This is a genomic window from Sediminivirga luteola (assembly GCF_014639315.1).
In the GTDB taxonomy this organism is placed as follows: domain Bacteria; phylum Actinomycetota; class Actinomycetes; order Actinomycetales; family Brevibacteriaceae; genus Sediminivirga; species Sediminivirga luteola.
This window is the reverse complement of sequence record NZ_BMFY01000018.1, coordinates 1-14352: the sequence shown is the minus strand read 5'-3', so window position 1 is coordinate 14352 and position 14352 is coordinate 1. Positions and strand designations below refer to the sequence as shown.

Annotated in this window: 12 protein-coding genes and 1 pseudogene; 11 read left to right on the top strand and 2 right to left on the bottom strand. The window is 70.3% G+C overall.

Annotated features, from left to right (window positions below):
- Positions 1-6 precede the first annotated feature (6 nt).
- The gene (locus IEW13_RS15520) at positions 7-1035 is read right to left on the bottom strand and encodes an aminoglycoside phosphotransferase family protein (RefSeq protein ID WP_229745233.1); all 1029 of its coding nucleotides are present in this window, start codon (positions 1033-1035) and stop codon (positions 7-9) included.
- Positions 1032-2027, bottom strand: coding sequence for a hypothetical protein (locus IEW13_RS15515; protein ID WP_188551849.1), 996 nt, complete (start codon positions 2025-2027; stop codon positions 1032-1034). Before IEW13_RS15515 ends, IEW13_RS15520 begins: the two co-directional genes overlap by 4 nt.
- A 217-nt stretch (positions 2028-2244) precedes the next feature.
- Here IEW13_RS15515 and rimP point away from each other — a divergent pair, with 217 nt between their 5' ends.
- The 11 genes and pseudogenes from rimP to IEW13_RS15460 form a co-directional block, all read left to right on the top strand.
- Complete coding sequence (gene rimP / locus IEW13_RS15510; protein ID WP_188551848.1) at positions 2245-2718, top strand: ribosome maturation factor RimP; 474 nt, start codon at positions 2245-2247, stop codon at positions 2716-2718.
- A 122-nt stretch (positions 2719-2840) separates the two neighbouring features.
- On the top strand, positions 2841-3803 hold the full coding sequence (gene nusA, locus IEW13_RS15505; RefSeq protein WP_188551847.1) for a transcription termination factor NusA: 963 nt from the start codon (positions 2841-2843) through the stop codon (positions 3801-3803).
- 86 nt (positions 3804-3889) lie between these two features.
- Positions 3890-4153 (top strand): YlxR family protein, encoded by a 264-nt coding sequence (locus IEW13_RS15500; protein ID WP_188551892.1) that lies wholly within the window; start codon positions 3890-3892, stop codon positions 4151-4153.
- A gap of 132 nt (positions 4154-4285) precedes the next feature.
- Positions 4286-7114, top strand: coding sequence for a translation initiation factor IF-2 (gene infB, locus IEW13_RS15495; RefSeq protein WP_188551846.1), 2829 nt, complete (start codon positions 4286-4288; stop codon positions 7112-7114).
- Positions 7115-7258: 144 nt separating this feature from the next.
- The gene (rbfA, locus tag IEW13_RS15490) at positions 7259-7741 is read left to right on the top strand and encodes a 30S ribosome-binding factor RbfA (protein WP_188551845.1); all 483 of its coding nucleotides are present in this window, start codon (positions 7259-7261) and stop codon (positions 7739-7741) included.
- Between the two features lie 216 nt (positions 7742-7957).
- Positions 7958-8845 carry a VldE C-terminal domain-containing protein gene (locus IEW13_RS15485; RefSeq protein WP_188551844.1) on the top strand — a complete coding sequence of 296 codons (888 nt, stop codon included), beginning with the start codon at positions 7958-7960 and terminating at the stop codon, positions 8843-8845.
- Between the two features lie 4 nt (positions 8846-8849).
- Entirely contained in the window at positions 8850-9773 is a 924-nt protein-coding gene (gene truB, locus IEW13_RS15480) for a tRNA pseudouridine(55) synthase TruB (protein ID WP_229745232.1), read from the top strand.
- Positions 9774-9929: 156 nt separating this feature from the next.
- Entirely contained in the window at positions 9930-10892 is a 963-nt protein-coding gene (locus IEW13_RS15475) for a bifunctional riboflavin kinase/FAD synthetase (RefSeq protein ID WP_188551843.1), read from the top strand.
- A gap of 123 nt (positions 10893-11015) precedes the next feature.
- Complete coding sequence (gene rpsO / locus IEW13_RS15470; RefSeq protein WP_188551842.1) at positions 11016-11285, top strand: 30S ribosomal protein S15; 270 nt, start codon at positions 11016-11018, stop codon at positions 11283-11285.
- A gap of 417 nt (positions 11286-11702) precedes the next feature.
- Complete coding sequence (locus IEW13_RS15465; protein WP_188551841.1) at positions 11703-13910, top strand: polyribonucleotide nucleotidyltransferase; 2208 nt, start codon at positions 11703-11705, stop codon at positions 13908-13910.
- Between the two features lie 356 nt (positions 13911-14266).
- Positions 14267-14352 (top strand): annotated as a pseudogene (locus tag IEW13_RS15460) (superoxide dismutase); the annotation flags it as partial.

Genomic DNA, 14352 nt, shown 5'->3' with positions numbered 1-14352 from the left:
GGCCGGTCAGCCGATGCGCTTGAGCCGGTGAGCGTCGGCGCCCTGGACGGACACCCCGCTCAGCGCTCGCGCGACCCACAGCGAACGGGCGGCGTCGCCGGCTGCTCTGGCATCGCCGTCGGCTGCCGCTCGGGCGTACCAGCGCAGGTTCTGCACCTCGCGCGCCACCGAGAGCCCCAGGCCGAACGCGGGGTCGACGCCGGCCTCCTGGCAGACCTGCTGGGCGAAGGCGCGCAGCCACGCCGCCTGGTCTTCCGGCGCTGCGGCGGGCAGGTCGTACAGCCGGTTCCACAACAGGGGCGCCACCGCATAAGCGGTCGGTCCTGCCAGCGGTTGCGGATCGATCGCCTTCCAGGTGGCCACGCCGTGCGCATCGGGGTTGCCGGCGAGGATGTTGTAGTAGTGCAGATCGGCGTGGATCAGCCAGTTCTCCGCCGATGTGGCCGCGACGCGGGCCCAGTGCTTGGCGTTCTCGAACACGTACCGGTCTGACGGGGCCAGCGGCACCGCCGGCCCCAGCGCGGCAGGTCCCGCAGGCCCCTGCGCGAGCCATCCGGCGGCGATGTCCTGCACCCGGAGGAACCCGTTGGCTGCCGGGACGGTGAGCGCCCGCAGCAGGGCGCCCCAGACGGCGGGCACCTGTTCCAGCGGCAGCGTGCCCAGGTTGGTGGCGGTGATCAGCCGTTCCTGCAGCGTGGCGCGGAAAGACGTGTCCTCCCGGTACACGCGGACCGCGCCGTGCCCATCCCAGATGCGCAGGGCCTCCAGGATCTGCTCATGCGACTGCGAGGGGCTTGTGCTGGGGGCCGCGACGCGCACCACGGCGGGGGTGGAGTCCGCCGTGAGCACCGGCACCACGAGCGATTCGCAGCCGGCCCAGGGCGCCCCGGGGACGGGATCGTAGCGCAGCGTCCAGCGGTCGAAGAGCTCGTTGAAGATGAACGGCACCGCCTGGATCCACGCGTCGGTCCGCTCGGGCCCGATCGCGGCCCGGGTGGCGGCCCGGAGCACCTCCGGCACCTGGATGCGGCTCATCCGGTCTCCTCTCCCTGAAGGATCGTCACATCGAGCTCACCGTCGAGTTCGAAGCGGCGCTGTCCCAGCGCCTGCAGCCAGACGGCCGGTGCGTGCAGCAGCCCGGGGCCGGACTGCAAGACCGCGGCGATGCGGGCGGCCAGCACGCCGATGACCTCCTGCAGCCAGGCCGCGGTGTCGTCACCGGCGCCCTCCGGCGGCTGATAGGCGGCTGCCGGCTGCGGCACCTCCAGACCCTCGGCCCGCAGCCTGCCGCGCAGGGTCTCCTTCCAGGCACTCAGATCGCTCAGCAGCCGGCGCGCCGTCTCCTGCTCCTCGTCGCTGCCGCGCGCCGCGGCCAGTTCCACCAGATAGTCCGCCGCGTAGCACTGCTGCAGCAGCTCCGCGGTGAGCCCCGCCGGTGCCGCGGAGGGTACCGGCGCCGTGGACGGAGGCGGCGTCGCGGTCTCCTGCCGGGCGGTCTCCTCCTGCGCGGCGGCGGCGAAAGCGTCCAGGACGGACTGATCGCGGCGATCCCGGCCGGTGGCCTCGGCCCACCAGCGTGCTGCCACGCCCAGCCCGCAGGCGGCCTGCGCGGCGAGCGGTCGCAGTCCCGCGTCCAGTTCCGCCAGCTCGTCGGAGATCACCGTGCCGGCCTCTCCGAAGGTGTCCTCCAAGGCGCTCAGGAGCGGTTCGCGCGCGGTCTCGGCCGGTTGGTAGGGGGTAGGCGTGGGCGTGACGGTGCTGGAGGTGTTCGCGTACACCCCGCCGAGGGAGCGGAGCAGCAGCGCCGCGGCCTCGGCCAGCGCCGCGGCCGCATCGCGCTCGGGACCGTCCTGCACCGCGAGGGCCGCCGCGACGCCGCGCCACCGGTCCAGTACGACGGCGATGGAGTCCCTGGCGCGCTCCGAGGCGTCAGGCCGCGGCACCGGTTCGGGACCGAAATCCTCCAGCCGCACTCCGCACCCGGCGGCCAGCAGTCCAGGGGCCGCCGCCGCGAGCAGGCCCAGCACGCTCCTGCGGCCCGGTGCGCCGCCAGGCCACGCCGAGCGGAGCGCCAAGCGGGAGGAGCCCCCGGGAGGCGGCGCGGCAGGGGACGGCGGAGGGCAGCTCATCGTATATTGATCATGCCATGAGGGGCCCGCGCCGGCGCTGCCGGCGGTGGACTCGGCACCGCCGGGCCCCTCCGCCGAGCCGATGGAGCGGTCAACAGTCCCGCAAGGAGGAAAAGTGCCCCAACCCCGGGAAGATGAGCTGGCCGCGCAGCTGCGCGAGCCCCTGTCGGAGGTCGGACTGCTGATCGAGGAGATCAAGATCAACGTCGCCGGTTCACGGCGCAAGCTCACTGTGGTGGTGGACATCGCCGACGAGAGCAGCACGGCGCCGGTGTCCCTGGACGACATCTCCCGCGCCACCTCCGCCGTCGAGGCGGCGCTGGACCCCGATGAGATCTTCGCCGGGAAGCCCTACACCCTGGAGATCACCTCACCGGGCGCGGTGCGAGAGCTGTCCGAGCCGCGGCACTACCGCCGCTCGGCCGGCCGCAGGCTGGCGCTGCGCACGGTGCAGGGGGAGGCTCTCGTGGCGCGGCTGCGGGGCGTGGACGACGAGGGGGTGGACCTGCACGACGAGAAGGCCGACGAGCTTCACCGGCTCCGCTTCGAGGAGATCGAGTCAGCCCGGGTGGATCTGGAGTTCAAGTAGAGTTGTATGGTCAGCGCGGCCCGGTGCGACGCGGCGCGGTGCGGCGCAGTCTCCGGTGGCCGCCGGGGCGCCGGCGGCCGGTGACGCCGGCACGGTGCAGTACGGGAACAGGAGCGACGTAGATGGACATCGACCTCAGCGCATTGCGGATGATCGAACGGGAGAAGGACGTTCCCTTCGATGTCCTCGTCGAGCTCATCGAACTGGCTCTGCTGCACGCCTATCAGCGCACCGAGGGCTCCTACCCGGACGCCCGCGCCGAGCTCGACCGCAAGACCGGCAAGGTGACCATCTGGGCGATCGAGTTCGACAATGACGACAACCCAGTCGGGGAGTTCGACGACACCCCCAGCGGCTTCGGCCGGATCGCCGCGCAGACCGCCCGGAACGTGATCCATCAGAAACTGCGGGACATCGCCGACGACTCGGTGCTCGGCGGGTTCAAGAACCGTGTCGGCAAGCTCATCGCCGGCACCATCCAGCAGGGCCGTGACCCGGAGATGGTGCAGGTCGACGTGGGTGAGCTGGAGGCGGTGCTGCCACCGCACGAGCAGGTGCCCGGCGAGACGTATCAGCACGGCGACCGGATCCGGGCGCTCGTGGTGGATGTGCACCGCGGCCCCAAGGGCCCCTCGGTGACGATCTCACGGACTCATCCGGGTCTGGTCCGCGAACTGTTCGCGCACGAGGCCCCGGAGATCGCCGACGGCACGGTCGAGATCGTGGCGCTGGCACGGGAAGCCGGACATCGCACGAAGATGGCGGTGCGCGCCACCCGGCCGGGCATCAACGCCAAGGGCGCGTGCATCGGCGAGCTGGGCTCCCGCGTGCGCGCGGTGATGTCAGAGCTGGGCGCGGAGAAGATCGACATCGTCGATCACTCCGAGGACCCGGCCGTGTTCATCGCCAACGCGCTCTCCCCGGCCAAAGCGCTGGGCGTGGAGATCCTGGATCCGAAGGAGAAGATGGCCCGGGCGCGCGTGCCCGCCGACCAGCTCTCCCTGGCGATCGGCAAGGAAGGGCAGAACGCCCGCCTGGCGGCGAAGCTGACCGGCTGGCGCATCGACATCCACTCCGCCCAGTAGCGGGCCAGCGGCGACGCAATGACGATGCCGCCCGCCGGTACCGGCAGCCGGCGTCATGTAGACTGGTAGGCGTGCCAGAACCACGCATGGTCATCCGAACGTGCGTCGGCTGCCGGCAACGCCATGAACGGGACACCCTGATCAGGGTCGTCGCGACTGGTGAGCCGCCTGCACCGGAAATCGACCTCCGGAAGGCTGCCCCGGGTCGCGGCGCCTGGCTCCACCCCGATGAGGAGTGCGTGGCCAAGGCTGTCTCGCGCAGGAGCCTCCAGCGGGCTCTGAGACGTCCCGATCTGGTTGTCGGCGAGGACTTCGCGGAATCGTTCCGCGCATTGATGGAAGCGGGTTAGAAATCGATGGACACCAAGTGAGTGCTCAGAAATGAGCCCCGACACCATGGGCAGCGTGACGTCCCGATGAACGCTGTCGATACGTACTAAGCGGTCCGTTCCTGCCCGGGAATGGACCCGGACAGGAGAACAGTGGCAAAGCCCCGTGTTCATGAGCTCGCCAAGGAGCTCGGGACAACCAGCAAGACCCTCCTGGAGAAACTCCAGGACATGGGCGAATTCGTTCGCTCCGCCTCCTCCACGCTAGAGCCGCCGGTCGTACGCCGGCTGAAGGAGGAGTTCCCGCAGACGGATGCGGCCAAGGGCGGCAAATCCGGTGGTGCCAAGCCGGCGCCGCGCAAGCCCGCTGCGCCCAAGCAGCAGACCGCCCCTAAGCCTGCGGCAGCCGAGCAACCCGAGGTGAAGCCCGCCGCGAGTGCTCCGGCCCCCGAAACCGCCGAGCCGCCGGCTGCCCCGGCCGCTCCCGCGGCGGAGACCCCCGCGCCCCGTCCGGCGGCACCAAAGCCCGCTCCCAAGGCGTCCAAGCCTGAGGCGCCGAAGCCGGCGCCCAAGCCCGGCGCCCGCAGCGCGCGCCCGGGTAACAACCCCTTCGCGCCCTCCCAGGGCATGCCCCGGCCCCAGGGGCCCAAGCCCGGTGGCCGGGGCGCGCGCCCGGGTAACAATCCCTTCGCGCCCTCGCAGGGCATGCCGCGCCCGCAGGCGCCGCGTCCCGGTGGCCGGGGCGGCGAGGCGCCGGCCGGTCCTCGCCCCGGCGGCCCGCGCCCGGCTCCGCCGCGCCAGGGACAGGACAGCGGCCGTCCCGGCGGCCCGCGTCCGGGCGCACCGCGTCCCGGGGCGCCCCGTCCGGGAGCCCCCCGGCCCAACCCGGGCCTGGTGAACAAGTCCGCTGTGGGCCGTCCCGGCCCCGGCGGCGCGGGCGCACGCCCCGGTGCAGGCGGCCGTCCAGGCGGCGGCGGTCCCGGCGGCCCCGGTGGCGGTGGCCGTCCCGGCGGCGGCTTCGGCAAGGGCGGCCGCGGCCGCGGAGGCACGCAGGGCGCATTCGGTCGCGGTGGCGGGCGTCCGGTCCGCGGGCGGAAGTCCAAGCGCGCCAAGCGCCAAGAGCTCGAGGAGATGAAGGCACCGAGCATCGGCGGTGTGCAGGTTCCCCGCGGGGACGGCAACACGCCGCTGAAGCTGCGCCGCGGCGCCTCGCTCGCCGACTTCGCCGAGAAGATCAACTGCGAGCCGACCTCGCTGGTCACCGTGCTGTTCCACCTCGGTGAGATGGCCACGGTCAACCAGTCCCTGGACGAGGACACCTTCATGCTGCTGGGCGAGGAGCTCGGCTACAAGGTGCAGATCGTCTCCCCGGAGGACGAGGACCGCGAGCTGCTGGAGACCTTCGACATCAACCTGGAGGAGGAGCGGGCCGAGGAAGCCGACGAGGATCGCCTGCCCCGTCCGCCGGTCGTCACGGTCATGGGTCACGTCGACCACGGCAAGACCAAGCTGCTCGACGCGATCCGCTCGGCCAATGTCGTCTCCGGCGAGGCCGGCGGCATCACCCAGCACATCGGTGCCTACCAGGTGGGCGTCGAGCACGACGGCAGCGAGCGCAAGATCACCTTCCTGGACACCCCGGGTCACGAGGCGTTCACCGCCATGCGTGCCCGTGGCGCCAAGGTCACCGACGTGGCCATCCTCGTGGTGGCCGCCGATGACGGCGTGATGCCGCAGACGGTCGAGGCGATCAACCACGCCCAGGCCGCCGGCGTGCCGATCGTGGTCGCGGTGAACAAGATCGATAAGGACGGCGCCAACCCGTCGAAGGTGATGCAGCAGCTGACCGAGTACAACCTGATCGCGGAGGAGTACGGCGGCGAGACCATGTTCGTCCAGATCTCCGCGCTCAAGCGCGAGGGCATCGACGATCTGCTCTCGGCCGTGCTGCTCACGACGGACGCGGCGCTGGACCTGCGGGCGAACCCCGACAAGGATGCCCGTGGCATCGCGATCGAGGCGAACCTGGATAAGGGCCGCGGTGCGGTCGCGACCGTGCTGGTGGAGTCGGGAACGCTGCGCCAGGGCGACGCGATCGTCGCGGGCACGGCCTACGGCCGCGTGCGCGCCATGTTCGACGATGCGGGCAATGCGGTGGAGGAAGCTCTGCCGGCCACTCCTGTGCAGGTACTCGGCCTGTCCAGCGTGCCCCGGGCCGGCGACGGCTTCCTGGTCACCTCGGACGACCGCACCGCCCGGCAGATCGCGGAGAAGCGCGAGGCCGCTGAGCGCAATGCGCAGCTGGCCAAGCGCCGCAAGCGGATCAGCCTGGAAGACTTCACCCAGGCGCTCGAAGAGGGTAAGGTCGACACGCTCAACCTCATCCTCAAGGGCGACGTGTCCGGTGCGGTCGAGGCGCTGGAGGACGCGCTGCTCAAGATCGATGTGGGCGACGAGGTGGCGCTGCGCGTCATCCACCGCGGCGTCGGCGCGATCACGCAGAACGACGTCAACCTCGCCACTGTGGACAACGCCATCATCATCGGCTTCAACGTCCGCTACGCCGAGCGCGTGGAGGACTACGCCGAGCGTGAGGGCGTGGACGTCCGCTACTACTCGGTCATCTACGACGCGATCGAGGATGTCGAGAACGCGCTCAAGGGCATGCTCAAGCCCGAGTACGAGGAGGTGCACGTCGGTTCGGCCGAGGTGCGCGAGGTGTTCCGTTCCTCCAAGTTCGGCAACATCGCCGGCTCCATCGTGCGCAGCGGCGTCATCGTGCGCAATGCCAAGGCCCGCCTGCTGCGGGACGGCACGGTCGTCGGCGAGAAGCTCGCCATCGAATCGCTGCGGCGGTTCAAGGACGATGCCACCGAGGTCCGCGAGGGCTACGAGTGCGGTATCGGCCTGGGCTCGTTCAACGACATCAAGGTCGGTGACATGATCGAGACCTTCGAGATGCGCGAGAAGCCGCGCGTCTGATCCGCCAGGGTGCCGCTGAGTGAATCGGCGGCGTGCCCTCGGGCCGGTTTCCTCCCCGCGCTGGGAGGGGACCGGCCCTTCGGCCGCATAGAGCGCCGACGGGTTCCGCCCGCGGCAGGGAAGAAGAAAGCGAGCGTGAGTCCCATGGCAGACACCACCCGGGCGCGGAAGATCGCCGACCGTATCAAGGTCGTCGTCGCCGAGACCCTGGACCGCAGGATCAAGGATCCCCGGCTGGGCTTCGTCACCGTCACCGAGGTGCGCGTCACCGGTGATCTGCAGCATGCCTCGGTGTTCTACACGGTGCTGGGGGAGGACGCGGACCTGTCCGAGACCCAGGTGGCTCTGGATTCGGCGAAGGGCGTGCTGCGCCGCGAGGTCGGCAAGGCCCTGAACATCCGTCTGACGCCGACGCTGGAGTTCATCGCGGACTCGGTTCCGGCGGCCGCGGCTGAGATCGAGGCGTTGCTGAAGGAAGCCGCCGCCAGGGACGCGCAGGTCCGTGCCGCCGCCGAAGGCGCGCAGCCGGCGGGTGATCAGGACCCGTACCGGCGCCCAGGCGAGGACGAGGGCGAGGACGAGGGCGAGGACGAGGGCGAGGGCGAGCCGGAGGCCGAGCCGCGCTGAGGCAGCGGCGGCGTCGCGCGGTTCCGGCCCTTCGGCCCCGCGACGCCAGCGTTTCTGTGATCGCGGCGCGCCGCCGGGTGGGGCGCGGTCGGGTGCGCGTGCGGCGTGGCCAGGGAAGATGAGAACCGTGAGAATCGCGGTTGGCATGACTGTCCCGATGGCCTACACTCGATCAAGATCACGAAAGTGTCACAAGACTGTTAAGGAATCACCTCATTGGGTAAGCACGCCGATCGCCCCACCTTCACGCAGAACGTCAGGGCCGCCGCAGAGGCGATCCGTACTCTCCGTGAGAGCCGGGCAAAGGAACCCAGGCGCGGTGCCCACGCCGCCGAGCCCGCCGTCCGGCTCAAGACCGACGAGCCCCGTGCCAAGCAGCTGCTGACCGCACTCAAACAGCGGCCCGTCCTGACCGCCATCACGGTGCCTGCTGCCGCTTCGGTCCTGCTGGCAGGCGGCGGCCTGGCCGTGCTGCCTCAGCTGGACCGCACGCCGACGGTGGTCTCCGCGGCATCCGTGGACGAGCGGGACCGCGACCAGGGCAGCCGTAGCAGCGAGCGCGCCCCGCTTCAGGATGAGTCCGGCGCCGCGGGGGAGGAGACCGAGAACTCCGAGCCCGAGGGCGAGGGCACCGAGGCCGAGGAGCGCGCCCGGTCCCAGGCCGAGGCGGCCCCGCAGATCGAGGCCACCCAGAAAGTGCCGGCCGCCGGCGGGGGACAGGCGTTCTCCGGCGGCACCGGCTCCGGCGACGTGAGCGGTGAGCCCTGCGGCGTCAGCAGCGAGATCGAGTCCGGGCTGACCCCCAACGCCATCTCCGCCTACCGCGCTGTGTGCGCCGAGTTCCCCGAGGTCACCAGCTACGGCGGGCGCCGCAACGATCCCGGCTCGGACCACAACTCCGGCAACGCGGTCGACGTGATGATCACCGGCGCCACGGGCGACCGGATCTCCGAGTTCCTGATCCAGAACGCCTCCGAGCTGAACATCAAGTACATCATCTGGAAGCAGCGGATCTGGATGCCCGGCCGTGGCTGGAGCGGCATGGAGGACCGGGGCAGCGTCACGGCCAACCACTTCGATCACGTCCACATCTCGGTCAACTGAGCGGGTGGCGCCGCAACGACCGGCAGGGCCCGATGGCGTCCTGCTCCTGGACAAGCCCGCCGGATGGACCTCCCACGACGTCGTCGCCCGCGCGCGCCGCTGGTGCGGCACCCGGAAGATCGGGCACGCCGGCACGCTGGACCCCATGGCCACCGGTCTGCTCATCCTGGGGATCGGCAAGGGGACGCGCCTGCTGACCTGGCTGACGGCCGCGGACAAGGGTTATTCGGCCACGGTGCGCCTGGGTTCCGGTACACCCAGCGATGACGCGGATTCCGAACCGGATCGCTTCGCCGATGCCGCGGAGCTCCAGGCAGTGGACGAGCAGCGCGTCGACGCGGCGCTGGAGGCCCTGCGCGGAGACATCGAGCAGGTGCCCAGCACCGTGAGTGCCATCAAGATCGACGGAGTGCGCGCCTATGCGCGCGCCCGCGCCGGCGAGGCCGTCGACATCCCGGCTCGCCGCGTCACCGTCTCCCGGCTGGAACGCGGGCCGCTGCGGCGTGCCGCCGACGGCCAGATCGATTTCGTACTGCAGGTGGACTGCTCCTCCGGCACATACATCCGGGCGATCGCGCGCGACCTCGGCGCGGTACTGGGCGTGCACGGCCACCTGCGCCGGCTCCGAAGGGGCCGCATCGGCGGGTTCCGCGTCGAGCAGGCGCTGGCTGTCCCCGGCCGGGACGAGGAGCCCTCGCCCCCGGCTCTCATTCCCCTGGCGGAGGCTGCGGCCGCGACGATGCCGGTCCGGGAGCTCACCGCGGATGAGGCCCGCGCGCTCGGTTACGGCCAGCGGGTCACGGCCTCCGGCGTCCCCGGCCCCGTCGCGGCGGTGCTACCGTGCCAGGGCGGGCGGGAACTCGTCGCCGTCCTGGAGGACCAGGCCGGCAAAGCGAAACCGGCGGTGGTCTTCGCTCCGGCCTCCTGAGCGCGTTCGCCCGGCGTGGCGGGCGGGCTCGTCCGATGCGGCGTGCCGCGATGCGCCGGCTGCCTGCGATAATGTGGAGCGCGTTTGCTGTGCGTCCGCGTGACTCGCGCGCCCGGCGACGCCCAGGGACACCGAGGACGACGAGGAGCTGCCGCAGTGGAGGTTTTCTGGGACCTGGCGCAGGTACCCGACGATTTCGGTACCAGCGCCGTCACCATCGGCAACTTCGACGGAATGCATCAGGGGCATCAGGCGGTGCTCGCCCGCCTGGCCGAAGCCGGCCGGTCCCGGGGCATGCGTTCCCTCGCGGTCACCTTCGATCCGCATCCGCGCCTGGTGCACGCCCCCGACCAGCCTTTCGAGCTCATTTCCGGGACTGAGGAGAAGCTCGCCCAGATGGCGCTCACCGGCATCGACGGCGTGCTGGTGCAGCATTATGATCTCGCTTTCGCCCGGCAGAGCCCGGAGCAGTTCGTCACGGGCGTTCTGGTGGAGGGGCTGCGGGCGGGGCTCGTCGCGGTCGGCCGGGACGTTCAGTTCGGCTGGCAGAACAGCGGCGATCTGGCGACGCTGCGCGCGCTGGGGGAGAAACACGGTTTCGAGGTGGTCGTGATCGACGACGTCGGCGATGGCGCCCGGTTCTCCTCGACCGGGATCCGCGCCCTGCTGGCGGAGGGCGATGTGGCGGCGGCCGGGCGTCTGCTCGGCCGGGCGCATGCCGTCACCGGCACTGTCGTGCCGGGTGACAGGCGAGGACGCGATCTCGGCTTCCCGACGGCCAACCTGGGCGGTCAGGTGCGCGGCCTGGTGCCGGCCGACGGCGTCTACGCCGGCTGGACGATGTTCGGCGGCGACTCCCGGCGGCACCCCTCGGCGATCTCGGTGGGCACCAATCCCACCTTCGAGGGAGTCTCCCGGCGTGTGGAATCCCATGTGATCGACCGCCGCGATGATGACGTCATGGACTTCGACGTCTACGGCCGGACCGCCTCGGTGGAGTTCGTGGAACGGCTGCGCGGTCAGATCGCCTTCAGCGGACTGGACGCGCTCATCGCTCAGATGAATGAGGACGTTGACCGGGTCCGGGAGATCCTCGCCGCCCAGAGCCCGGCACCCTGATTGGCGCCATGACGCGGCTCCGGGTTAAGCTGGATAATGCCGTTTTCACGCCGGCCGCGGTTCCACAGTGCTTGAGAAACCTGACTCTCGCGCCGCGCAACGACCCCGAAGGAGCGACACGATATGGCCCTTGACCCCGCAGTCAAGAAGAAGATCATCGATGAGTACGCGACCCACGAAGGCGACACCGGCTCCCCGGAGGTCCAGGTGGCGCTGCTCTCGCACCGCATCAAGGAGCTCACCGAGCACTTCAAGGAGCACAAGCACGACCACCACTCCCGCCGTGGCCTGCTGCTCCTGGTCGGTCAGCGCAAGCGCCTGCTCGGCTACCTGCAGAAGGTCGACATCGAGCGGTACCGTTCGCTGATCTCCCGCCTGGGCATCCGCCGCTGATACGACAGCGGACCGGCGCCGTCTCCACGGGCCGGGACACGTAGCCAAGGAAAAGGACCCCGTCGCGCAGACGGGGTCCTTTTCCTTGTGCGCTACACTGAATGACGGAGGGGGACCGGCTTCATCGTCGACGCGTACGTCGTCGCGGATACTCACCGGTCCTCGGTAGTGGCTTACGCAGTCGCCGGCGATCCATGGAGATCGCCCGGTTGCGTGGGCTTCGATCGAAGACCGGAGCCATCCAGCCGGCTTGCGCGCTTACGCGAAGCCGTTCTCTTCCGGCACATGACACCCCCACGCAGCGTCGTCCCGGTCTGCGCCGTGCACGGCTTTCGGAGCCGTAGCAGCCAGGCGCATGCCGGCGTCGTCTGCGCGAAGGTCCCGCGAGCAGCGGGACATGAGTGAAACGGAGAATACGTGGGACTCAACCCCGAATCCGCAACCGCCGTCATCGACAACGGCACGTTCGGCAAGCACACCATCCGATTCGAGACCGGCCGGCTGGCTCAGCAGGCCGCCGGCAGCGCCGTCGCCTACCTGGACGACGACACCATGCTGCTGTCCGCCACCTCGGCCAGCAAGCACCCCAAGGAGCACTTCGACTTCTTCCCCCTCACGGTGGACGTGGAGGAGCGGATGTATGCCGCCGGCCGCATCCCGGGCTCCTTCTTCCGCCGCGAGGGACGGCCGAGCACCGACGCGATCCTCACCTGCCGGCTGATCGACCGGCCGCTGCGCCCGTCCTTCGTCAAGGGCCTGCGCAATGAGATCCAGGTCGTCGTGACGGTCCTCTCGGTCAACCCCGACCACCTGTACGACGTGGTGGCCATCAACGCCGCCTCGATGTCCACCCAGCTGGCCGGCCTGCCCTTCTCCGGGCCCATCGGCGGCGTGCGCGTGGCGCTCATCGACGGCCAGTGGGTCGCCTTCCCCAACCACTCGCAGCTGGAGCGGGCCGTCTTCGACATGGTCGTCGCCGGCCGCGTCGTGGGCGATGACGTCGCCATCATGATGGTGGAAGCCGAGGCCACCGACGACTCCTGGAAGCTCATCAACGAGCAGGGCGGCACCAAGCCCACGGAGGAAGTCGTCGCCGCCGGCCTGGAGGCGTCCAAGCCCTTCATCCGCGAGCTGTGCCGCGCCCAGCAGGAACTGGCAGACCGCGCCGCCAAGCCGACCCGCGAGTTCCAGATCTTCAAGGCTTACGAGGACGATGTCTTCGAGGCCGTGGAGGCCTTCGCCGGCGAGCGGCAGAAGAAGAACTTCCAGATCGCGGACAAGCAGGAGCGGGAGACCGCCGGCGTCGCGCTGCTGGACGAGACCCTCGCGGAGCTCGGCCCGAAGTTCGAAGGCCGTGAGAAGGAGATCCCGGCGGCGCTGGACGCGCTGACGAAGAAGATCGTCCGGCAGCGGATCCTCACCGAGCAGGTGCGCATCGACGGCCGCGGGCTGGCGGACATCCGCCCGCTCACCGCTGAGGTCGGCGTGCTCCCGCGGGTGCACGGCTCGGCGATCTTCGAGCGCGGTGAGACGCAGATCCTGGGCGTGACCACCCTGAACATGCTCAAGATGGAGCAGCAGATCGACTCGCTCTCCCCGGAGACCAGCAAGCGGTACCTGCACCACTACAACTTCCCGCCTTACTCCACCGGTGAGACCGGCCGGGTGGGCAGCCCCAAGCGCCGGGAAATCGGACACGGCGCCCTGGCCGAGCGCGCGCTCGTGCCGGTGCTGCCGGCCCGCGACGAGTTCCCGTACGCGATCCGGCAGGTCTCGGAGGCGCTGAGCTCGAACGGCTCCACCTCGATGGGCTCGGTCTGCGCCTCCACCCTGAGCCTGCTGCACGCGGGCGTGCCGCTCAAGGCGCCCGTGGCCGGTATCGCGATGGGCCTGGTCTCCGATGTCATCGAGACCGAGAACGGCCCGCAGACCGCCTACGCCGCCCTCACGGACATCCTGGGCGCTGAGGACGCGTTCGGCGACATGGACTTCAAGGTCGCGGGCACGAGCGAGTTCGTCACCGCCATCCAGCTCGACACGAAGCTCGACGGCATCCCGGCCTCCGTGCTGGCAGCGGCACTGAAGCAGGCCCGTGAGGCTCGCCTCCGGATCCTCGACGTGATCGCCGATGCCATCCCGGAGCCTGCCGAGATGGCGCCGACCGCGCCGCGCATCCTCTCGGTCCAGATCCCGGTCGACAAGATCGGTGAGGTCATCGGCCCCAAGGGCAAGATGATCAACCAGATCCAGGACGACACCGGAGCCGAGATCGCCATCGAGGACGACGGCACCGTCCTCATCGGCGCCACGAACGGGGAGGCCGCCGAGGCCGCGCGCAGCGCGATCAACGCGATCGCCAACCCGCAGGTCCCCGAGGTCGGGGAGCGCTACCTGGGCACCATCGTGAAGCTGATGTCCTTCGGCGCCTTCGTCTCGCTCACCCCGGGCAAGGACGGCCTGCTGCACATCACCGAGCTGCGCAAGCTCAACGACGGCAAGCGCGTGGAGGACGTCGAGGACGTCGTCGGCGTGGGACAGAAGATCCAGGTGGAGATCACCAAGGTGGACGATCGCGGCAAGCTGTCGCTCTCGCCCGTCGTGGAGGAGTCCGCCGCGGCCGAGTGACCTGCGTGATCCTCCGGCACCGGATCGCGCCACCGGCGCGTCCATGACCGGCAGGCCCGGTACCCCCATGGGTGCCGGGCCTGTGTCGTTGGCGGGTATGCGCATGTACGAGACCATCGCCGCAGGGTTCTTATGTCGTCGTCGCGCCGTGGATCGTCACTCTCCAGGCCTGGGGAGTGACGACGGGAGGGCGGGGTGGCGACGTAAGGATGCGTGCCCGATATAGTCGAGTCACGTGATGCCGTCGGCCACGTCGTCAACTCGCCGGGTGCCGTTGAATGCGGGACCACGGCGGCGGCCCGGCCGTCCGGCGTCATAGCGAGTGGAGTATCTCCCTAGTTGCGAAAGGATCGCGCATGTCCGAGTACACGCTTCCCGATCTTCCCTATGATTACGCGGCGCTGGAGCCGCATATCTCCGCGCGGATCATGGAGCTCCATCA

Bases quoted from the DNA above. Each gene is read 5' to 3' on its own strand.
- rpsO (WP_188551842.1), top strand. From the start codon at position 11,016: ATGGCCCTTGACCCCGCAGTCAAGAAGAAGATCATCGATGAGTACGCG.
- IEW13_RS15520 (WP_229745233.1), bottom strand. From the start codon at position 1,035: ATGAGCCGCATCCAGGTGCCGGAGGTGCTCCGGGCCGCCACCCGGGCC.
- nusA (WP_188551847.1), top strand. From the start codon at position 2,841: ATGGACATCGACCTCAGCGCATTGCGGATGATCGAACGGGAGAAGGAC.
- IEW13_RS15500 (WP_188551892.1), top strand. From the start codon at position 3,890: ATGGTCATCCGAACGTGCGTCGGCTGCCGGCAACGCCATGAACGGGAC.
- rbfA (WP_188551845.1), top strand. From the start codon at position 7,259: ATGGCAGACACCACCCGGGCGCGGAAGATCGCCGACCGTATCAAGGTC.